The organism is Adlercreutzia agrestimuris (genome assembly GCF_943193125.1).
GTDB classification, from domain to species: Bacteria; Actinomycetota; Coriobacteriia; order Coriobacteriales; family Eggerthellaceae; genus Xiamenia; species Xiamenia agrestimuris.
Window position 1 is genome coordinate 161,178 of sequence record NZ_CALPCX010000002.1, and the last position, 22,038, is coordinate 183,215.

18 protein-coding genes and 1 tRNA gene are annotated in these 22,038 nt (G+C 49.9%); 16 read left to right on the forward strand and 3 right to left on the reverse strand.

All coding sequences use genetic code 11. The annotated features are described in order from the left end of the window. Positions 1 to 35 precede the first annotated feature (35 nt). From NFR28_RS03855 to panD, 13 genes are all read left to right on the forward strand, one after another. The gene (locus tag NFR28_RS03855; protein ID WP_251178510.1) at positions 36 to 338 is read left to right on the forward strand and encodes a hypothetical protein; all 303 of its coding nucleotides are present in this window, start codon (positions 36 to 38) and stop codon (positions 336 to 338) included. Positions 339 to 526: 188 nt separating this feature from the next. Next, entirely contained in the window at positions 527 to 808 is a 282-nt protein-coding gene (locus NFR28_RS03860) for an LPXTG cell wall anchor domain-containing protein (RefSeq protein ID WP_251178511.1), read from the forward strand. A 397-nt stretch (positions 809 to 1,205) separates the two neighbouring features. After that, complete coding sequence (locus tag NFR28_RS03865; RefSeq protein ID WP_251178512.1) at positions 1,206 to 3,773, forward strand: ATP-dependent Clp protease ATP-binding subunit; 2,568 nt, start codon at positions 1,206 to 1,208, stop codon at positions 3,771 to 3,773. A gap of 112 nt (positions 3,774 to 3,885) precedes the next feature. Then, on the forward strand, positions 3,886 to 4,728 hold the full coding sequence (gene ispD / locus NFR28_RS03870) for a 2-C-methyl-D-erythritol 4-phosphate cytidylyltransferase (protein WP_251178513.1): 843 nt from the start codon (positions 3,886 to 3,888) through the stop codon (positions 4,726 to 4,728). Next, complete coding sequence (gene ispF / locus NFR28_RS03875) at positions 4,725 to 5,270, forward strand: 2-C-methyl-D-erythritol 2,4-cyclodiphosphate synthase (RefSeq protein WP_251178514.1); 546 nt, start codon at positions 4,725 to 4,727, stop codon at positions 5,268 to 5,270. Before ispD ends, ispF begins: the two co-directional genes overlap by 4 nt. Before the next feature lie 51 nt (positions 5,271 to 5,321). Continuing rightward, positions 5,322 to 6,026 carry a serine O-acetyltransferase gene (gene cysE, locus NFR28_RS03880; RefSeq protein ID WP_420840397.1) on the forward strand — a complete coding sequence of 235 codons (705 nt, stop codon included), beginning with the start codon at positions 5,322 to 5,324 and terminating at the stop codon, positions 6,024 to 6,026. Between the two features lie 97 nt (positions 6,027 to 6,123). Beyond that, on the forward strand, positions 6,124 to 7,629 hold the full coding sequence (gene cysS, locus NFR28_RS03885) for a cysteine--tRNA ligase (RefSeq protein WP_251178515.1): 1,506 nt from the start codon (positions 6,124 to 6,126) through the stop codon (positions 7,627 to 7,629). Positions 7,630 to 7,645: 16 nt separating this feature from the next. Next, positions 7,646 to 8,557 (forward strand): methylenetetrahydrofolate reductase, encoded by a 912-nt coding sequence (locus NFR28_RS03890; RefSeq protein ID WP_251178516.1) that lies wholly within the window; start codon positions 7,646 to 7,648, stop codon positions 8,555 to 8,557. Positions 8,558 to 8,562: 5 nt separating this feature from the next. After that, positions 8,563 to 9,267, forward strand: coding sequence for a vitamin B12 dependent methionine synthase (locus NFR28_RS03895; protein ID WP_251178517.1), 705 nt, complete (start codon positions 8,563 to 8,565; stop codon positions 9,265 to 9,267). After that, positions 9,257 to 11,833 (forward strand): homocysteine S-methyltransferase family protein, encoded by a 2,577-nt coding sequence (locus tag NFR28_RS03900; protein ID WP_251178518.1) that lies wholly within the window; start codon positions 9,257 to 9,259, stop codon positions 11,831 to 11,833. The genes NFR28_RS03895 and NFR28_RS03900 overlap by 11 nt, the downstream gene beginning before the upstream one ends. A 138-nt stretch (positions 11,834 to 11,971) precedes the next feature. Further along, a complete protein-coding gene (locus NFR28_RS03905) occupies positions 11,972 to 12,271 on the forward strand; it encodes a CDP-alcohol phosphatidyltransferase (RefSeq protein WP_251178519.1) in 300 nt (99 codons plus the stop codon). A 241-nt stretch (positions 12,272 to 12,512) separates the two neighbouring features. Next, on the forward strand, positions 12,513 to 13,106 hold the full coding sequence (locus NFR28_RS03910) for a cysteine hydrolase family protein (protein ID WP_251178520.1): 594 nt from the start codon (positions 12,513 to 12,515) through the stop codon (positions 13,104 to 13,106). Between the two features lie 50 nt (positions 13,107 to 13,156). Continuing rightward, the gene (panD, locus tag NFR28_RS03915; RefSeq protein WP_251178521.1) at positions 13,157 to 13,555 is read left to right on the forward strand and encodes an aspartate 1-decarboxylase; all 399 of its coding nucleotides are present in this window, start codon (positions 13,157 to 13,159) and stop codon (positions 13,553 to 13,555) included. 41 nt (positions 13,556 to 13,596) lie between these two features. Here the strand turns inward: panD and NFR28_RS03920 are convergent, their stop codons facing one another. From NFR28_RS03920 to NFR28_RS03930, 3 genes are all read right to left on the reverse strand, one after another. Beyond that, entirely contained in the window at positions 13,597 to 15,027 is a 1,431-nt protein-coding gene (locus tag NFR28_RS03920; protein WP_251178522.1) for a S1C family serine protease, read from the reverse strand. An 819-nt stretch (positions 15,028 to 15,846) separates the two neighbouring features. Next, positions 15,847 to 15,922 (reverse strand) — tRNA-Ala (locus tag NFR28_RS03925). Between the two features lie 118 nt (positions 15,923 to 16,040). After that, positions 16,041 to 16,901, reverse strand: a complete 861-nt coding sequence (locus tag NFR28_RS03930; protein ID WP_251178523.1) for a P-loop NTPase — start codon at positions 16,899 to 16,901, stop codon at positions 16,041 to 16,043. A gap of 258 nt (positions 16,902 to 17,159) precedes the next feature. On the opposite strand from NFR28_RS03930, the gene NFR28_RS03935 reads away from it, so the two are divergent. From NFR28_RS03935 to NFR28_RS03945, 3 genes are all read left to right on the forward strand, one after another. After that, entirely contained in the window at positions 17,160 to 18,461 is a 1,302-nt protein-coding gene (locus NFR28_RS03935; RefSeq protein WP_251178524.1) for an amidohydrolase family protein, read from the forward strand. 247 nt (positions 18,462 to 18,708) lie between these two features. Then, positions 18,709 to 19,647: a 3-hydroxyacyl-CoA dehydrogenase gene (locus NFR28_RS03940; RefSeq protein ID WP_251178525.1), complete on the forward strand. Its 939-nt coding sequence runs from the start codon at positions 18,709 to 18,711 to the stop codon at positions 19,645 to 19,647. Positions 19,648 to 19,890: 243 nt separating this feature from the next. Then, complete coding sequence (locus NFR28_RS03945; RefSeq protein WP_251178843.1) at positions 19,891 to 21,963, forward strand: elongation factor G; 2,073 nt, start codon at positions 19,891 to 19,893, stop codon at positions 21,961 to 21,963. Positions 21,964 to 22,038 lie beyond the last annotated feature (75 nt).

A 22,038-nucleotide genomic window follows, 5' to 3' on the forward strand; every position in this document is an offset into this window, starting at 1 on the left:
ATGCATATACTAGTTTGTGTCGAAAGGAGCAAACCATGAAACTTTTCAATGATCAGGCTTTAAATGCCATTTCAGCTATGGATTCTGTCGATGCATCATACTGCAACAAGCTTGAGCAGCGCTTTGCTCATATGGGCATTAGCTCAAAGGTGGCATCAGATGCAATTTGTACACTTGCACAAGAAGATGCAGTTCCTCAGTCTGGCTCATGGGCAGCTACGCCAGCAATGTTTAAAGGCATCTTCGCAAGGAAAGCAAAAAGCCAAAAAGCCCAAAGCACTCAAAATATCGCACTTGATGAGCTGCTTTCTTCTCCTGAGGTTCTTGCAGCCGAATAGTTCGCCAACCTGTTTTGCCTAAAGCAAGACTCATGAGAAGGTGGCACGTTCTCGCCACGTGCACACGCTTTAGGCAGATCGGCTGTTTTATCTGCGTGTAATGCGTGCTAAGATTGCCAATTGTGGGGTACATGCTTGTGGTTTGTTTTGGAGAGAAACCATAAGCGAAAGCGCAGATAGGATAAGAAATGTACACTTTAGCAAGAACGGGTGACACGCTACTGCCCATCATAGTTGTGCTGATTGTGGTTGTGGTGGCTCTGATTGTGATCTTGGTTGCGCTTCGCAAGCGTAAGGAGAGCGAGCGGCGCGCACGAAATGCGTTTTTGTCAAGTACGCAAGCGGCACAATCTCAATCATCGCAAACACAAGATGTGAATCCATTGCGAGGTTCTAACCAGGTGCGTAGCACATATCAGATGCCTACATCGCCAGCACCAGAGGAGCGTCGCGGAAAGCATTCAAGATAGTACGGATGGGTATAGAGTCGCCGTACCAATAACCAGGGCAATAGTAGTTCTGAGAATAAATATACCAAGCACGCGCATGTTGACGTCGAAATTATATTCGGCGTCAACTTTTTTGTGTGTGAGACATCATGCGTGACGTTAAGAGGCTTCATGCGGCAAAACGACGCGAAAACGCGAAAGGCGCCCTGCGAACGTATGCGAAGCAGGCGCAATGCGGGTTTCGGCAGAGCGGTCGCATGCAAAGCGAGGCGAGCCCTGTGCACCTCTTGTAGTATTCGGTAGCTCGTAATACGCATTTCCTATGGCTTGTAGAAGAGTTCTTAGCAGTCTATTGACGTGAGTGCTAACATGGTATTCGTTACATTGTACGTACGAGCATGTGAGAATAGAGGATCCTATGTCATTCGAGAAATTTACGGACAAAGCGCGCAAAGTGCTTGTCCTAGCTCAAGACGAGGCGCGCTCGCTCCATCAACCCTACGTCGGTACCGAGCACATTCTGCTCGGTCTTATTCAGGAAAAAGACGGTTTGGCTGCCCAGGCACTAGATCGACTCAATGTTACCTACGATGGGGTTGTGCAGGCAATTCGCCAAGCTGTTGTTATTGACGAAGACGCTGATGTGTCCGGTCATCTTAATTTTACGCCACGCGTTAAGCGCGTGTTGGAGAATTCCTTGCGTGAAGCTATGCAGATGGGACAAAGCTACATTTCTACCGAACACTTGCTGCTTGGTATTGTGCGCGAGGGCGAAGGTACAGCGCTTGAGGTCTTGAACCGCCTTGATGTGAGCGGTGATGATGTGCGCACGGCACTTAATGATCTGGTGGGGCAGTCTCCGGTGTACGCTGGAAGAAGTCCGTTTGACCCGACAAGCCAAAGCACTGACAGTATGCTGAAGGAATTTGGCACCGATCTTACAAAGAAGGCGCGTGAAGGAAAGCTGGACCCAGTCATCGGCCGCGCAGGTGAAATTGAGCGCGTCATGCAGATTTTGTCCCGCCGCCAGAAAAACAACCCGTTGCTTATCGGCGAGCCGGGCGTAGGCAAAACAGCTGTTGCTGAGGGCCTAGCCCAATTGATTGTCTCTAATCAGGTTCCAGATATTTTGCGCGGGAAACGCCTGATTACGCTTGATATTTCAGCGCTTGTAGCCGGTTCAAAATATCGTGGTGAATTTGAAGATCGTCTCAAAAAGTGCATCAAAGAAGTTATGGATGCAGGCGACGTTATTCTGTTCATTGATGAGATGCATACGCTTATTGGTGCTGGATCTGCGGAAGGCTCAATTGACGCGGCTGCAATTTTGAAGCCGCCGCTATCTCGAGGTGAGATTCAAGTTATTGGTGCCACAACGCTTGACGAATATCGCAAACACCTGGAAAAAGACTCTGCGCTTGAGCGACGTTTCCAGACTATCACGGTTGGGGAGCCTTCTGAAGAGCAGGCGGTTCGCATCATGGAAGGCTTGCGTGATAGGTACGAGGCACATCATCAGGTGCACTTCACTGACGAGGCGCTTCAGGCAGCAGTCTCGCTTTCGGATCGTTATATCCAAGATCGATTCCTGCCCGACAAGGCAATTGATGTACTTGATGAGGCTGGCGCCCGCATGCGTATTCGCAATATGACGTTGCCAAAAGAGCTGCGAGATCTTGATGATGAACTTCGTCGTGTGCGCGGAGAAAAGGATGCAGCAATTGCAGCTCAAGATTTTGAGCGCGCGGCAAGCCTTCGCGATCAAGAAACAGAGCTCAAAAATAAGCGCACGGAAGCCCAAAAGCAGTGGGAAGAAGACGCAAGTAAACAAGTTCAGCAGATCACGGTAGAAGATATTGCCGATGTCGTGTCCATGACCACAGGCGTGCCGGTATCCAACTTGACTGAAGCTGAAACAGAGAAGCTTTTGCGCATGGAAAAAGTGCTTCACGAGCGCGTTATTGGACAAGAAGAAGCTGTGACGGCTTTGTCAAAGGCAATCCGCCGTTCGCGCGCAGGACTCAAAGATCCCAAACGCCCGGCTGGCTCGTTTATCTTCCTTGGTCCATCTGGTGTTGGTAAAACGGAGCTTTCTAAGGCGCTTGCCGAGTTCTTGTTTAACTCAGAAGATGCACTTTTGTCCTTCGACATGTCTGAATATATGGAAAAGCATTCGGTGTCGCGTCTGGTGGGTTCGCCTCCTGGCTATGTTGGCTTTGATGAAGGCGGACAACTTACCAAAGCTGTACGTCAGCGTCCATATTCGGTGGTGCTCTTTGACGAGATAGAAAAAGCACATCCGGATGTATTCAACATTCTCCTCCAGATTCTAGAGGAGGGTCGCCTGACTGACGCACAGGGACGCACCGTTGATTTCCGCAATACCGTCATTATTATGACGTCAAATGTGGGCGCACGTGAGATTGCTCAGCCTACTACGCTTGGTTTCTCCACTGAGGGCAAGCAAGGTCTTTCTGACAAAGAGATCAATAGCCGCGTTATGGCTGAAGTGAAAAAGTTGTTCAGGCCAGAGTTCTTGAACCGCATTGATGAGATTATCGTGTTCAAATCACTGACCGACGAGCAGATTGTTGAGATTGTTAAGCTTATGGTTGCTGACCTGCGCGATCGCATGATTGCTCAGAATATGACTATCAACTTGACTGATGAAGCTTGCAAGCTCGTGGCGAAGGAAGGCACTGACGCTGCTTATGGCGCTCGTCCGCTTCGTCGTGCTATCCAGCGTTTGCTGGAAGACCCGCTCTCCGAGGAAATTTTGGAAGGCAAATGGACAAGCGGTTCTGTTGTTGATGTTGACGCAGTTGATGGCGAGCTCATCTTTACGGCAGGGTCTGGGTCAATTCCTGCACCACGTAAACGCGACAACATTGCGCGAGAAACAGAGTTGTTGCTCACAAATTACGATCTTGGTCATGCTGGTGCCGGCATCGGCGGTGGATCTGCTTCAGGCGGCGCTGCCGACTAAGAAGCGCAACAAGCATCAGCGTCTCTTATATATCGAAGGGCTGCTTGCCAAGCGCAGGCAGCCTTTTTTGTTATACTATCAAGCATGATTTCGCGAATAAAAGGATACGCATATGCCTAAGATTGTGGACCCCATTTTTTCATCAGAGGCACTCCATGCTCCGGAGACCATTCCAGATGTGTTTGACTTTGATGCGCTGACGCAAACGCTGACTGGTCTTAAAGGACAGGTGGACAAGAATCCGCAAACAGCAGCCATTATTTTGGCTGGTGGCACTGGTGAGCGTTTCGGCAACGAAGGGGGCAAGCAGCTTGTTGAAATTGCAGGTAAACCTATTTTGACGTGGTCTGCTGAGGCATTTGATGCGGTCGGAGACATTGGTCTTATCGTAATAGTGTGCCCAGAAGAACGTGAGAGCGAATATCTCAAGCGCGCAATTGATCCATTTCCCTTTGTAACGCCTGTTGTGGTGGCACCTTCGGGACAAAGCCGCCAAGAGTCGGCTTTTTCTGGACTTGAGTACGTGCCTGATACTTTCGAATATGTCATCTTGCATGATGGAGCGCGGCCGCTGATCACCCCTGAGCTGATTGCGCATACCATAGCTACACTTAAGGGCAACATTGATTGCGACGGCGCGGTGGTAGCGCATCCCTCGGTTGATACGCTTAAGGTTGTCGAAAACGGTGTTGTTGTTGGAACCCCTGACAGGCGCGTATTTTGGAACGCGCAAACCCCTCAGGTTTTTCGCGCTGGTATTTATCGTCGTGCTCATGCGAGTGCGCTTTCCGATGGATTTGTGGGAACCGATGACTCCTCGCTTATTGAGCGGCTTGGAGGCCGCGTGTTGGTAGTTGAAGGCAAGCGTGACAACATTAAGCTCACCGTCCCTGAAGACTATTTGCTTTTGGCAGCTGCCGTACGGGCGCAATATATGAAAGAGGAAGCTCGATGACAACGCCTGAGCAGAACAGAGAATCTCTTGCAGCCACGGCCAACGCTGCGGTCGCAGATTTTGCACGCTTACGCATTGGTCAAGGATATGACGTGCATGCATTGGCGAAAGATCGCAAGCTCATCTTAGGCGGGGTTGATATCCCTCACGATCGTGGGCTTTTGGGTCATTCAGATGCAGATGTGCTAGCGCATGCTATCTCTGATGCTATCTTAGGCGCCGCGCGTGCAGGTGACATCGGGAAGCTTTTCCCTGATACCGATCCGGCATACGCAGGCGCTGATTCACTCAAACTATTAGCGCATGTTTCTGACTATGTCAGGCAGCTGGGCTTTGCCATTTTGGATATTGATAGCGTTATTGCTGCACAAGCGCCAAAACTCTCACCTTACCGAGATCAGATGCGACAAAACTTGGCAGACGCCATAGGAATTTCTGTTGAGTCGGTGGGGGTCAAAGCAACCACGACAGAGTGGCTTGGCTTTGAAGGTCGCGAAGAGGGTATTTCGGCTTCTGCCGTTTGTCTGTTGTGTCGATGTTAAAGGGAAAACTCCTGATATCATCGCTGGTTAAACAACAGATAGGACATCCTCGTGAACATTTTTCGTGTTATTGCTGAAGACATACAAGCAGTTAAAGACAGAGACCCCGCAGCGCAGAACTCATTTGTTATTTGGTTGACGTATCCGGGCTTGCATGCTCGCTGGTCACACGTTATTGAGCACTGGTTATGGAATCATGGCTTGCGCAGTTTGGCGCGCATATCGTCGCAGTTTACACGCTTTATGACAGGTGTGGAAATTCATCCCGCTGCGCGTATTGGCAGACGCTTTTTTATTGACCACGCCATGGGGGTCATCATTGGCGAAACAACAATCATTGGTGATGATTGCACGCTTTATCAGGGCGTGACTTTGGGTGGTACCGGCAAAGAGACGGGCAAACGCCATCCAACGCTTGGTAATAATGTTTTGGTGGGCGTGGGGGCTTCGGTACTTGGCAACATTACTATTGGTGACAACGCTAAGGTAGGCGGTGGCGCGGTAGTAGTTTCGGATGTGCCCCCCAATTCAACAGCAGTTGGTATTCCGGGACGCGTGGTTGTGCGCGATGGGCAACGTGTTGAAATTGAAAAACAGGCCGCCGCACAGCATAAGGAGAACCTACCTGACTTGGTAGGAGAGAAGTGTGAAGGCTTAGGCGAGCGCATTGCAGAACTTGAAGCAGAAATGATGCAGCTGCGCGCATTGCTGAGCGTAAATGAACAGGAGCTTGAGTTCACTGCTTCGGAAGATTAAAGACGCATGGGGCCTTGCTTTGTGGGCATATATGTGAACAAAGCAAGATACAACCTTTTTCAGATACCCAAAAGGCACTAACTACAAAGGACAAAACATGATTAAACTTTACGACACTAAAGCGCGCGAAAAGCAAGACCTCAAAGAGCTGCATGAAGGCAAAATTGGCATGTATGTATGCGGTCCGACTGTGTATAACTACATTCATATTGGTAATGCGCGTACCTTCATTTCTTTCGACATCATTAGGCGTTATCTTATGTGGCGTGGCTATGACGTGACCTTCGTGCAAAATGTCACCGACGTAGACGATAAGATCATTGCAAAAGCAAATGAAGAAGGCAGAAGTGCTGCCGATGTAGCGGCTGAGTACACCGCAGCCTTTATTGAGGATATGCACAAAGTTGGTGTACTTGATCCGACCATTAGACCCAAAGCAACCGAAGAAATTGAGTCTATGATTGAATTGGTGCGTGACTTAATTGAAACAGGGCATGCTTATGAGGTTGAAGGCGATGTATATTTCGCTGTGCGCTCATATCCGGCATATGGTGAGCTGTCTGGTCGCAATGTGGATGAGATGGAGGCAGGTCATCGCGAATTGCGTGCTGATGGAAAAGGCATCGAAGATCGCAAGCGTGACCAGCTTGACTTTGCTCTCTGGAAGGCAGCAAAGCCGGGCGAGCCTGCGTGGGAGTCTCCGTGGGGTATGGGTCGTCCTGGCTGGCATATAGAGTGCTCGGCTATGTCGCGCAAGTATTTAGGCCTGCCTTTTGATATTCACGGAGGCGGAGCTGACCTGGCGTTTCCTCATCACGAAAACGAGCGTGCGCAATCTGAGGCAGCGTGTGGGTGCACGTTTGCTGAGCACTGGATGCATGGTGGCATGCTGCAAATCAATAAAGAGAAGATGAGTAAGTCGCTTGGGAACTTTATGTTGTTGCGTGATGTGTTGGAAACCACGCGACCTGAAGTCTTGCGTTTTTTGATGTTGCAGACGCATTATCGTTCGCCGCTTGATTTCTCTGAGGAGCGTTTGTCGGAGGCAGCCGCGGCGCTTGGTCGCATTGAAAACGCGGTTAAGAATTTGGATTGGCAACTGGCAAGCACGGCTGAAGTTGCTTCGTCGGTAAACGTGCAGCGCTTAGCTGAGCAGGCACAACACGCTCGTGAGGCTTTTATTGAAGCAATGGATGATGACTTTAATGCACCGCGTGCCCTTGGAGCAGTGTTTGACCTTGTCAATGACGTAAATGCTGAGTTGGCAGACAAAACAATTGCCGAGGCAGACGCGGCGGTTGTGCGTGAAGTGCGCGAGACCATCGTGGCGCTGATGGGCGTGTTTGGTATAGACATTGAGGCGCAAGCTACTGGCGAAGGTACGCAAGCTTATCCAGTTGAGGTGGTCGCGCTGGCAGCAGAATTGGCTGGTTTTGATGGTGACGACGCCTTTGACGCAGTGGAAGCTTTGTTGGATGCGCGCGCGGCAGCTCGTGCTGCAAAAGAGTGGGCAGTGGCTGATGCGGTGCGCGATGGTCTAGTGGGTCTAGGCTTTGTAATAGAAGATACCCCGCAAGGTGCACGTGTGACATTTGAAGGCTAGGTGTTGACGCAAGCACATGAGAAACGTTGCGCATATCTTTCACTCAGCTGCACGTGCGGCAAAAAAGCCCATTTCCTTTGAGGTCTTTCCGCCAAAAGGTGATCTTACCCATGAAGTTGCTCGTGAAATGGCCTCGCATTTAGTTAAGCTGCATCCGGACTTCATAAGCGTTACTTACTCAGCTGGCGGTGGTGGAAACAAGCAAGCCACCGCAGCAATAGCGTCTATGATTCAGGATGATTTTGCCGTGCCTACGGTTGCTCATCTGACCTGTGCGGGAATGGATGAAGCGGCATATGAGCGCGCTGTTGGTGAGCTTCAGGCATATGGCGTTCATAATGTTTTGGCGTTGCGAGGAGATTTGCCGCAAGGCGATACTAGCGCAAAAGCTGTCCATCAAGATCACGATATGCAGCAGCAACCTTTTGTCTATGCGTGTGATTTGATGCAGCGACTTGTTGCTGATGGCTTTTGTGTGGGTGGTGCGGCATATCCTGAAGGGCATGTAACTTGCTTTGACGATGCGGCTAACATTCAGCATCTTAAGCTTAAGCAAGATGCGGGAGCTTCATTTTTAATCACGCAGCTGTTCTTCGACAATGATTGCTTTTATAGGTTTCGCGAAGCAGCGCTGAAGGCAGGCGTGGATGTGCCTTTATCTTGTGGCATTATGCCCTTTTTGAGCAAAGCGCAAATTCAGCGCATGGTATTTATGTGCGGAGCATCTCTTCCTGCTCCTATTATTAAGCTTTTGGCACGTTGGGAAAGTGATCCTGAATCACTTCGCCAAGCGGGTATTGAATATGCATGCAACCAGCTTGTTGACCTGGCGCGTCATGGCGTTGACGGCTTGCACGTTTATACGATGAATCAGCCCGATATTGCGCACGCTGCTTGCAGCGCTTTGCGTGCAACGGGACAGGTGTAGGCTGCATGGCGCAGTTGGTACGACCCGAGGGGTTAACGCTTGATAGGCAAGAGGCGCTGCGCTACGTTGGCTACAACGGTCAAGCTATAGATGATGCTCTACTTGGGCGGTTTGAGCTATTGGCGCAGGCATGTGAGCAAGATTTGTCGCCTGCAGGGGTGTGGGAAAGCTTCGCCATTGAACAAGTAACTCAAACAGGCGTGAAGCTTGCTTCGGGATTGGTGCTTGAGGGTACTGATATCGCCGCGCATCTGGCAAAAGCTAAAGAGGCTGTGCTTCTTGCTTGCACGCTTGGTGTTGAAAGCGAGCGCGAGCTGCGCAAATATGCTGCCACAAGCGCAGTTGATGGCATGTTGTATGGGGCGTGCGCATCTGCATTGGTGGAATCGCTTGCAAATGCCGTGGAAGCGTCGGTGGTGGCATATGCCACTGAGCGCGGTTTGCGCACGAACTTTCGCTATAGCCCTGGTTATGGAGATCTGCCCCTTGACGTACAACCTGGGTTTGTTCGTGCGCTGCAAGCCACAGTTCGCATTGGGTTGACGTGCACACCCGACAACTTCTTGGTTCCCACTAAGAGCGTGACGGCGGTTGTGGGGCTATTCGATGCTGCAGCAACTATTCCTGATGAGGGTTCGCGCTGTAGCGCGTGTCAACTTCGTTATCATTGTGAACTCCGAAAGAAAGGAACCTCGTGTCATGGTAGGTGAAACAGTGTATGAGGTGACATCACGCGGGATGAATGAACCAGCAAAATCATCTTTTGACACAGGGCTTCGTATAGCCGATGAACATTTGCGCCAAGTGCTGTTAGGTAACGAGTTTTTGGTGTTTGACGGCGCTATGGGAACGCAGATGCAAGCGCGCGGCTTAGCACAACCGGGCGTGAATCCCGACTTATTAAACTTAACGAACCCTCAGGCCATTACCGACATTCATGCTGCATATGTTGCAGCAGGTGCTGAGGTTATTACCACCAATACTTTCGGGGCGAACGCGCTTAAGCTTGAGGGTCACGCAAGCGTTCAGGAAGTGTATGAGGCGGCAGTTGCGTGCGCAAAAAAGGCGCACGCAAGATATGTTGCAGGCGATATTGGGCCGACAGGAGCGCTGCTTGAACCGCTTGGGACGCTTTCATTTGATGATGCATATGAGATATTTGCCGAGCAAGTGCAAGCAGCAGATACGGCTGGATGTGATCTGATTTTAATTGAGACACTTGCTGATCTGCGTGAGGCTAAAGCGGCATTACTTGCAGCTAAAGAGCACACTGACTTACCCGTTTTTATAACGATGACGTTTGGTGAGGACGGACGGACGTTTCTGGGCACACCACCAGAAGTGGCAGCTGAGGTGCTTTCGTCGCTTGGCGCACATGCTGTGGGCATCAATTGCTCGCTTGGTCCAGATGAGCTCTTGCCGCTTGCGCAATCCATGGCGCAACGCGTGCGCTGCCCGCTCATGGTGCAGCCCAATGCGGGCATGCCACGTATGGAAAATGATATGACCGTCTATGACGTGACGCCTGAACAATTCGCCATGTCAATGAAGGCGCTCATAGCATGCGGGGCTAACATTGTGGGCAGTTGCTGTGGCAGCAGTCCAGATTTTACTCGCGCATTGCGCGCAGTCGTAGATGAGGCTGTTGCTCCTGTGACGCGTGCTTATGAGCCAGCGTTGGTGCTGGCCAGTGCTCAAAAAGCGGTTGTCCTGCCTGCAGGTACCCCACGTGTTGCAGTTATTGGCGAACGTATTAATCCTACCGGAAAGCCTAAATTGCAAGCGGCACTTAAGGCAGGAAACTTCGACTATGTGGTAGGTGAGGCGGTATCGCAAGCGGAGGCGGGGGCTGACGTGTTGGATGTGAACGTTGGCTTACCTGAGCTGGATGAGCCGACTACGCTTGCTTGTGTTGTAGATAAGCTGGCTGCAACGCTCACGCTACCTTTGGTCTTTGATTCGTCAGACCCGGAGGCATTAGAGTGCGCTGTGCGCAGCTATGCGGGAAAACCGCTGATCAACTCGGTTAATGCCAAGCAGGAGAGCTTGGAGGCAGTGCTTCCGTTGGTAAAAAAATATGGATGCGCGGTGCTCGGGCTGACGCTTGATGAAACGGGTATTCCGCCCACAGCGGAAGGTCGCTTGCGTGCTGCTCAGCGGATTGTAAGCGCAGCAGAAGCGGCAGGTATTCCGCGTGAAGATATCGTGATTGATTGTTTGGTTATGGCAGCTGCTACTAATCAAGATGAAGCGTGTGAAATCTTGCGTGCGGTGTCGCTTGTCAAAGAACAACTTGGTGTGAGAACTGCGCTTGGCGTGTCCAATATTAGCTTCGGGCTTCCTCAGCGCGGTCTTATGAATGCAACGTTTTTGTCTGCCGCATTCGGGGCTGGCCTTGATCTACCTATTTTGAATCCGCTTTCTGCTCGATATCGTGATGTCGTGGCAGCATTTCGTGTGCTTAATGGGCAAGATGTGGGTTCTCGATCCTACATTGAGACCTTCGCAAACGCCCTTGATCCCTATGCGCCAAGAGCTGCTGAAGGGGCGCAAGGTTCGGTTGTTGCAGCCGATCAGCGCACTATGCCTGAATTGTCTCTTCCCATTTCGCCTGCCTTGGCTGATGCTGCTTCAGAAGTGACATGCATGATGCATCATATTCTTTCTGGTCAGCGAGGTCCTATGGCTGATGCTACGTTGGCGCTGTTAGAAGCCCACGATGCGCTTGATGTTGTTAACGGCGTTTTTATTCCTGCGCTTGACGAGGCGGGCAGGCGCTTTGATAGTGGAGTGTTTTTCTTGCCGCAATTGATGGCATCAGCTGAAGCGGTAAAGGCGGGGTTCGATGTTGTTCGCGCACATATGGATGCATGCTCTGACGCTAAAGTAATTGCAGATCGGCGCACTATTGCTGTGGCAACCGTAAAGGGCGATATCCACGATATCGGTAAAAACATTGCAAAAATGTTGCTGGAAAACTACGGCTATAACGTTGTTGATTTAGGTAGAGATGTTTCGCCTGAGGACATTCTTTCTGCGGTGGAAGATGGTGGCATAACGCTGGTGGGGCTTTCGGCGCTTATGACTACAACCGTGAAGGCCATGGAGCAAACAGTATCACTTTTGCATGAGCGTGCGCCGCAGGTGCGCGTCATTGTGGCTGGTGCGGTTTTGACGCCTGAGTATGCTTTACGTATGGGTGCGGATTATTACGCGAAAGATGCCGCCGAAACAGCCCGCATTGCTGAGCGCTTTTTCGCCCACGAAGCTCATTGATGCACGCGCGGCTGTTTAAAAGCTGCAAGATGCGATAAAGGAATAATAATTCGCTAACGAATCTTTGAATTGCGGCAGTATTAGCCAGACGACTTGCTATTATATGAACAAGGTCAAAACCCAACGAAAGGGGTTGAAATGGGAACGAAAGCTGCTGAGGCACTCGACATTTCCTTTGAGGAGTTGACGCCCTATTTGCACACGAATCATTCTGTGTATATGGACGTTGACGGTGCAACGTATTACCTGACAGATGTCAACGATAGGTATTGGCGCGCGCAGGACACTACGCAACTCAATGACAAGGGGCATTACGTAGATGCAAGCGAGTTAGTGCCAACAATTAGCGAGTTTTTGACGCTTCCTTTCGTGGGCGACGCTTCTATTGCTGATGTATTTGATGATGCTGTTTTCTATGCATCTGAAAAGGCAGAATAACCAACTGTTTTAAAGGGACAATTTCATAGGACATCAGTCCATACGATCTAAAAGCCGGCAACCATTTGTCGGCTTTATTATGCCGCGAAACTCTTTGGCAACATTTACCAGGTAAACTGCTCAACAATTAAGGGGTAAGGATCTTGTTGGCACCACTTCAAATAGCATTGCTTTGATTGATGCTGGGCACGATGTAAGCTCTAGGGTTTATATGCAAAGATCATCATATGGAAGGAATCTCATGACCTATTTACCGCAGGCACAAACAACCAAATGGCAGCAATCCGACGAGATTGATCTGGCAAAGACCGCTGTTTTGGTCATTGATATTTTGGGTGGCGAAGGCGGCATTGTGCCTGGTCTTGAGAAGATGGCAGAAAACGCTGAGCGTATTTGCGTTGCCGCGCGTCAGGCGGGTGTGCCGGTTATCTTTAGCTGTGACGCTCATTTGCCGGGGGTTGATCGGGAGTTGGAGCTGTGGGGCGAGCACGGCATCAAAGATAGTGAAGCTGCGCAGCCTCTTGCGTGTTTGAAGGCGTGCGAGGAAGACTTTATCGTTCCGAAGCGCCGCTATGATGGCTTTTTTCAAACTGACCTTGACTTACTTTTGCGCGAATTAGGTGTTGATACCCTCATTGCAATAGGGGCTGACACCAATATTTGCGTTTTGCAAACACTTGCTGGTGCTTATTTTAGAACCTATAAAAGCATTGTTGCTGCTGATGCATGCGCTACTTTTTTGATCGGTACACAAGAAGCGGGACTTGAGTATTTCACGCGTTGCTATGACTCTCGTGTGGTAACTACCGAGAAGGTTTTAGAGTACTTACGTTAAAAGACGCAAGGTATTTTTGTTTCGTATGAGGGCTTCTTGAGGATAAACATATGCGCTTAACTATGCTCAAAGGAAAGATTCATCGAGCGACAGTAACCCAGGCAGAAATTGACTACGTTGGCTCTATTACGTTGGATGCAGCTCTTGCTCGGGCAGCCCATATTCGCGAATACGAACGCGTTTTAGTAGCTGATGCCACTAACGGCGAGCGCCTTGAGACGTATGTCATTTTTGGCGAAGAGGGAAGTGGTATGGTGTGCCTTAATGGAGCTGCGGCATATAATATTTCGCCTGGTGACAAGGTTATCATTATGGCATTTGCGGAAATGAGTCCCGAAGAGGCGGCAGATCCGATGCATGCTCCATACGTCGTGTTTGTAGACGAAGCAAATGCAATAACCGCTCAAGCGCGTTACGAAAAACACGGACGACTAGAAGGCTTGGCATAGCGCCGCGCCTTCTAGTCGTAGTGTCGCATTGTTGTTGTCTCTTAGCGCTGGCTGAAGAGATCTTCTAGGTCATCCCAACCATAGCCATAGGCGTTGCCTTGGTCAGAGCCGTTGCCATCTTGAGGCGTCTGCTGCTCTTGTTGGCTTGCCGCATCATCTCCCAGTACTACTTCTACTTCGCGTTCTTCACCATTGGTGTTAATAGTGAGCTTCACGGTATCGCCGGGAAGCTTGCCGCGAACGGCGAGCATTAGATCAGATGCACCTTCTACTTTTTCGCCATCAAATGAGGTAATGATGTCGCCCTCTTGGATGCCCGCTGCTTGAGCGCCTGATCCCTCAGAAACAGCTGCAACATATGCGCCTTCGTCACTTGAGAGACCATAGCTTTGGGCGGTCTGGCTATTGACGGTTGACAGGCTGATGCCAAGTTGAGCATGGGTTGGCGTTTCGCCTGCAATTATCTGCTCAGCTAAGTTAACTGCATAGTTTACCGGGATGGCAAAACCTACACCAGAATAGTTGCCTGAGTAGGAAGTGATCAGCGTATTGATGCCGATGAGCTTGCCCTCGCCGTCCACAAGCGCCCCTCCTGAGTTGCCAGGATTGATGGCAGCGTCAGTCTGGATCATGTTTGGGTAAATGGTGGTTTCACCCGTACCGCCTGATTGGGCTGATTCGGCAGCATCCATAATTTGCGAGCGGCTTGTTGCTGAGACAATGCCGGTGGCAACTGACTGCTCAAGACCGAAGGGCGATCCAAGCGACATGACCCATTCGCCGATAGTGAGATCATCCGAGTCGCCAAGCTCCATGACGGTCAGCCCTGAAGCGTCTTTTGCTTTGAGAACTGCGACATCTGATGAGGGGTCAGTGCCTACGAGTTCGGCCTCGTAGGTTTCGCCAGCAATGGTTACTTCGTATGCGGCGCCACCTTCAACGACATGATTGTTGGTGATAATGTAGCCGTCTTCAGAGAGCACAACGCCCGAGCCCTGCGAATACGGGGTAAGTTCGCCTTCGCCGCCTTGAGTGCCTTGGCCTTGGCCCATGCCATAGACTTGGTTCATTGAGACGAGAGACGAGCTATTGGTGTAGACATCCACAGCAACTACTGAAGGCAGGCACTTGGCCGCAACTGCTTCTGCAAGTGTTGCATCGTCATTAGTTTTGATAACGGTTTGCGAAAGTGGTGCAGTTTCATTGGCAGCCTCTGCGGTTTCCGGATTAATGTAGGCACTTTGTACGCCGAAAGCCAGCATGCATGCAAGTGCAGCGCCTGCAAAGCCAGTCAGAAACGAGCGACGGCCAAGCTTCGGTTTGCTCTGTGGCATGTTGCGCTTGATGCTGTCCTCAACCATGTTGTTGTCAATAACTTCGTCTGCTTGTGCGTGAAGAGGGGATTCAAAACCAGCGCCTTGTTTGCGAGTATGGCTGCCGGTGGGGTTGTGATAGTTGTGAAATTCAGTCATTATGTGCTCCTTTGAAAAGGGACGTTTCTTGCGATGACCGAACTCTAACACGTCTATGATTACAGCAACGTTGACACAAAGGGTGAACCATTATTGGTACACGAATATACATCGTTTGGTGTAGCCGGTGGGTGTAGAAGGGGTGTCAGTGCTTCGATACCTTTTGGCAGTTTGGCTCCAGCGTCTCAACTTTCGGGTGATCCTCCCAGCGCCCCTCATGCCTTTCGGTGCTCGTGGCACTCGTGCTGCTTGTGACGCCCTCGGCACTCGTGGTCATTTATGGCCGTCTGAGGATGCCCTTTCAAAAAAATGACCTGACCTGGTGTTATGTCAAAATATGGCGAATTTGCGCACCATTTTTGTTACAACGGTGAACTAAAATATGGCGGTTTTTGGCGAAGTGTGGCAGGAAATGTTGCCGATTAGGCGGTTTTTGAAGGATGACCCACCTAATCGGCGACTTTTCCAGCCATTTTGAGGGCCAATCCGCCTAATCGGGTGCTTTTCCTGCCAAAGTTTGGCGTTTTATTGCAAATTTTATCAAAGCTGCGAGTGGGGTAAGGTAAACCTCGGGCGGGACAAGGCGAAGCAAGCTGCGGGCGAAGCAAGCTGCGGGCGAGGCAAGCTGCGGGCGAGGCAAGCTGCGGGCGCAGCAAGCCAAGCCGCGAGCAAACCAAGTCGTAAGCGGGTGCCGGGCTGTGGCTCTGAACAGGGCGTTCGCTAGAATTTGAACGGTGAGAGTATAGGCAGAGCTTGCGGGCAAAACAAAAAAATGCGAACCGAGTCCCGCGTTGGAACAAGGTTCGCATAATCGTTCTATGGTGGAGCGTAGGGGGATCGAACCCCTGACCTCATGGCTGCCAGCCATGCGCTCTCCCAGCTGAGCTAACGCCCCAAAAAAGTGCGAGGACTAGTATAACGCACTGTGACTTCAGGTCAAGTCCCAATTTGAACTCTGCCTTGTGAGCTCTCAAGCTGCATGCACGTTCAAATTGGTCTCCTGAGCATGAGAGTTATTCGCCATCGGCAATATGAGCTGCTTCTGCGGCAACTTCAACTGCCTCGATGATTGCATCAAGAGCTCCATTGACCTCGTAGTTTTCAATCTCGCCCGCATCTACCATGGCTGCAAATTTAGGATCAAGCGGAAGAGTGGTGTAGGCGGGGATTGAATAGTGCTCTGCCACCTCTTTACCTTGTGGCTCACCAAAGATGTAGTGTTTCTTGCCACAGTCATCGCATTGATAGTAGGCCATATTCTCAACGAGACCAACCACGGGGATGTCAAGGTTGTGTGCTAGGTTGACCGCTTTGCCCACGATCATTGAGACGAGTTCTTGTGGAGCTGATACGGTCACAATTGCCTCAACGGGCATCTGCTGCATAACTGTCAAGAATACGTCCGATGTTCCTGGAGGCATGTCAACGAGCAGATAATCAATGTCGCCCCAGTTGACTTCTTCCCAGAATTGCTTGATGGCGCCTGAAACCACAGGCCCGCGCCATGCAACCGGCATATCTCCTTGGGGGAGCATGAGGTTGGTGGACATAACTTTGATACCACTTGCGGTTTGAGCAGGGTTGATGCCAAATTCATCAGCAGTGAGTTTGCAATTAACGCCAAATGCCTTCGGGATGGAAGGTCCGGTAATGTCAGCGTCAAGAATGGCTACGCTTTTACCTTGTTTTTGAAGCTGGCTTGCAAGCAGGCTTGTGACAAGCGACTTGCCAACGCCACCTTTGCCAGAAACAACGCCGATGACATGTTTGACATTGCTTTTGGAATTTGGCCCTGACTTAAGTGATTCTGCGGTGCGATCTCCACAGCCAGAAACGCCGCAGCTGCCGCACTCATGCGAGCATTCTTCTGCCATAAGTTACCTCTTTTCGTGATGTATGCTTGTTGTTTTGGTGAGAAGGTGTTGGCGAAGTGTCCAAACACCCTATCGTTACAACTCCCCATAAGTTGTTTGCATAATAGCACAACCCATTTTCTATAATGGGAACATAAAAAACGACAGACGTCTGTGGCGTCAGCTGACTTGCTATGTGCAAGCGAGCCTGTTTCAGATGGTTCGGCCCGCTTTGCAAAGATGGGCTTGCTTTAATTAATGTAGATAGTAGGAGCATACATGTTATTTGCGCACATTAACCTTATTGATAAGGACTTTCAGTATCGTGAAAACCAGTGGGTGGGAGTTGAGGGTTCTCGCATTACCTACATTGGCGATACGGCGCCTGATGAGGCGAGTGCTGCTCGGATGGGTAAGCTCTACGATGGTGAAAATAAGCTTCTTATGCCCGCCTTTTACAACGCTCACGCTCATGCGCCGATGACGCTTTTGCGCGGTTATGCAGAAAACCTTCCTTTGCAATCTTGGTTGAATGATTCGGTTTTTCCTTTTGAAGCGAAGATCACGCCAGAGGATTGTTATTGGGCAACCCTTTTGTCGTGTGCGGAAATGGCGCGCTATGGAGTTGTGTCGTTTTCTGATATGTACTATCACATGGACCAAGGCGCTCGCGCAGTAATTGAGGCGGGTTTGAAGGCGAATTTATCAGACACGCTTATTGCTTTTGGCGAAACGCGCCTTAAAGATCTTCCTCTTGCAGAGAATCACAAACGTCTGCTTCGATATTTTCAAGGAGCAGAAGATGGGCGAATTGTAGTTGACTGCAACATTCACGCAGAGTATACGAGCAATCCTGCTGCTGTTGCTGATGTGGTTGCCTTTGCGCACGAGCATGATATGCGTATTCAGGTGCATGTCTCAGAGACTGAGCTTGAACACGAAGAGTGCAAGGATCGCCATGATGGATTGACGCCGGTGCAATACTTTAACAATCTAGGAGTTTTTGATGGCCCATGCACGGCAGCGCATTGTGTGTGGGTTGATGATGCCGATATAGAAATCCTGGCAGATCGCGGGGTGTTTGTGGCTGCGAACCCTGCATCCAACATGAAGCTTGGAAGTGGCTTTGCGCCTTTGGCAAAAATGCTTGAACGAGGAGTTCGCGTATGTTTGGGCACTGATGGCATGGCTTCAAACAATAACAATGACATGATGCAAGATATGTATTTGTTCGCACTATTACCCAAAGGAGATATGCGAAACCCAGCACTTATCACGCCGCAAGAGGCGCTTTTTGCGGCAACGCGTCAAGGAGCACTTTCGCAAGGTCGATCCGATTGCGGGATGATTGAGGTGGGCGCTAAAGCCGACTTATGCGTGCTTGATATCTCGGGTCCATCCTGGACGCCTATGACAAATCCCCTGGTCAATGTGGTGTATGCGGGGCATGGCTCAGATGTCTGTTTGACTATGTGTGATGGCCGCGTTGTCTACGAAGACGGCATTTGGCCTACGCTTGATATTGACCAGGCAAAATACGAAGTGTCTTCACGCACGCAACGCATCATAAGTGAATTGTAAAGCGAAAACCTTATGCAATAGATGAGATTTATAGCCCTTGTTGATGCCATCCTTGCAAGGAGTATCAGGTGCGCAAAGGGTCATTTATCTGCAATTTTCATGAACTAACCAAGCGATACCGAGCCGTAACATAATGAATACGTAACTTTGATACGCTGAATGAGCATTTGCGAATGCAGTTTGATTTTGTCGCGTTTAAGCGGCGCAGCTGTCGCGCGCAAACACGTGCGACAAGATAGGAGTCATCATGGATATTCAAAACGTTACGATTGCTGGTGGTGGTGTTTTAGGAAGCCAAATAGCTCTACAAAGCGCTTACAAAGGGTTTAAGGTAACCATGTGGTTGCGTAGTGAAGGTTCCATTGAGCGTGCAAAGCCAAAATTGGAGCGCTTGCGTGGCATTTACAAGCAGACACTCAATGCTATGAAAACTGACCCAAACGCTTATTGTCGTGGCTTGGTAGACTCACCTGATGTTCCAACCGAAAAGCTTGATGAGCTTATTGCTTCAGTTGATAAAGCGGCTGATTCTATTCAGATGACTTGCGATTACGAAGAAGCATTTGGCAATGCTGATTTGGTTATTGAGGCCATTGCTGAAATAATTGATGAGAAAGACGCTTTTTATAAAGCAGCTTGTCCCTTTATGCCTGAACGGACTATTGTCTGCACTAATTCCTCGACACTTTTGCCAAGCAATATGGTCAGGTTTACTGACAGACCAGATAAGTTTTTAGCCTTGCACTTCGCAAATAATATTTGGATCAACAATACCGCAGAGATTATGGGCCAATCTGAAACAAGCCAGGCAGCCTATGATGCCGTGGTTGCGTTCTCGCAGGCTATTGGCATGATTGCCCTTGAGCTCAAGAAAGAACAACCGGGTTATCTGCTTAATTCTATGCTTGTTCCTTTCCTTAATTCTGCTGAAGCTCTGCTTGCAAATGGTGTTGCTGACGTCGAAACAATTGATAAGGCATGGATGCTTGGTACAGGTGCTCCGCTTGGACCGTTCCGCATCTTAGATATTGTTGGGTTAACTACTGCCTATAACATTGTTGCAGCAAGCCCCGCTGCGCAAGACCCCTCTTCTGTTGCGGCAAAAATTGCGGCAACACTCAAATCATACATCGATGAAGGCAAAACAGGCGTTAACGCAGGCGAGGGCTTCTATAAATACAACTAGATTGTCCAAGTCTCATCAACTTGCCTTTGAACTGGGACGTTACTAAATTGTCAACTTTGCACCTGCCAGTTTGCCTGATGGTTCCTGGCAGGTGCGATACACTTACGACATCGTAATTGCGCCTGATCGGGCGCATCATAAGTGACCGCCCGGTTGAGCGCGACAGACCCGACTGTAATCGGTAAGCGCCCGCAGGGACGCTTGCGCTTTATCGATTGCGCGAAAAGGAAGTTGGTGGTCACTATGGCAGCTCCTGCTACCGAACACGTCAGAAACATTGTGCTGGTCGGCCAAGATGGCGCCGGCAAGACATCGCTTGCCGAAGCGATGCTGCACGTCTCTGGGCGTACGCCGCGTATGGGTACAACCCATGACGGGAAATCCTACCTCGATTATGACGATGAGGAGATCCGGCGCAAATTCACTATCGGCACCTCTATTGCTCCTATTCCCTATAAAGACTATAAGATTAACTTGCTTGATACCTCGGGTCATCCTGACTTTATTGGCGACACCTTGGCTACCATGCAAGCAGCTGAAATGGCGTTGTTTGTAGTGGACGCTGTAGCTGGTCCTCAAGTTATGACCACAAAACTATGGCGCGAGGCGGAAGGTATGCGTCTTTCGCGCGCAGTATTTATTAATCATATTGATCGCGAACATGCAGACTTTGAAATTGCTATGGCTCAGCTGCATGCTCGTTTTGGTAGCCGTTTGGGTCCGGTTACTATTCCAATTGGGCAAGATAAAGACTTCCGTGGCGTCATTGATATTATTCGCATGAAGGCTCGCTACTTTGATCAAGGTGGCACTTCTGAGCGTGTTGAAGATATCCCGCCTGATTATATGATTGCTGCTCAAGCTGCCCGCGATAAGCTTTGCGACTTGGTTGCTGAGGCTGATGACGAGCTGATGATGAAATACCTTGATGGTGAAGAACAACTGACGCAAGCAGAGTTGGAAGAGTTGCTTGATAAAGCAATTGCCCAAGAACTCTTTATCCCGGTGTTCGTTGGCTCTACCATCATTGAGCAGGGTATTCAGGGACTTATGGAAGATATTGCAACCTACTTCCCGCATCCGCGCCATCATGGTCGGTTCCGTTTGGCAAACGGGGATATTACGTATGTTGATGAGAGCGGCGAACCTGCAGCGTTCGTCTTTAAGACAGCTGCTGACCCCTATGTTGGTCGTCTGAGTTTTGTAAAGGTTATTTCTGGCGTACTTGAGCCGGGCATGGAATTGATTAATGCGCGCACAGGTAAAAAGGATCGCTTGGGACATTTGTATGTCATGATGGGCAAAGAGTCCAATGATGTAAAAAGTGCAAAAGCAGGTGACATTATTGTTATTCCGAAATTGAGCGATGCTCGCACAGGTGATACGTTCTCTAAATCGGGTGACGTTGCAATTGATCCACTGCCGTTGCCAGTACCGCAATACCCTGTTGCAATTGAGTGCGTGAACAAAAAGGAAGAAGATAAACTGGGTACCTTCTTGGCGCGCGTCATTGATACTGACCCGACCATTCGTGTAAGCCGCAGTGAAGAGACGCATCAAACCGTGGTTACGGCAATGGGTGAGGCTCAGGTTGAAACACTGCTTGCTCGCCTAAAGGAGCAAACGGGTGTTGAAGCTCGTTTAGTTCCTGTTCGGATTCCGTATCGCGAGACCATTCGTAAGACCGCAGAAGCACAAGGCCGCCACAAGAAGCAAACTGGTGGTTCTGGTCAGTTCGGTGATTGCTGGTTGCGACTTGAACCCAATCCGGGTCTTGGATATGAATTTGTTGATGAGATTCGCGGTGGCGCAATTCCAAACGGCCTCATTCCTGCAGTTGACAAGGGTGTTCAGGATGCCATGTTAGAAGGCTTCTTGGCTGGTTATCCCATGGTTGACATCAAATGTGCTGTTTATGACGGTTCTTATCACTCGGTAGACTCAAACGAAATGGCGTTTAAGACTGCAGCTCGTATTGGATTTAGGGCAGCCTGCGAAAAAGCCGATCCAATTATTTTGGAGCCGATGGCTAATGTAGCAGTAACCGTTGGCGAAGAGTACGCGGGTGCTGTTATGTCAGATATTTCAACACGTCGTGGTCGCATCGTTGGTACTGACTCAAATGATGCAGGTGAAACTGTTATTTTGGTACGTGTTCCCTATGCGGAGGTTGTCTCTTACACCAAAGATCTTCGTTCTATTACGCGTGGATCAGGCTCATATTCAATTGAGATTGAGGGCTACGAGCAAGCTCCAGGCGATGTAACCAAGAAGCTTATTGAGGCTTATCAGGCTGCACGCGCTGCTGGTAACTAAAACCTTTTCTGAAGACGTGCTTGTGTCGTAGGTGCGTTTCGTTTGATCGGGTGCCGACAGTAGTCGGCACCCGAT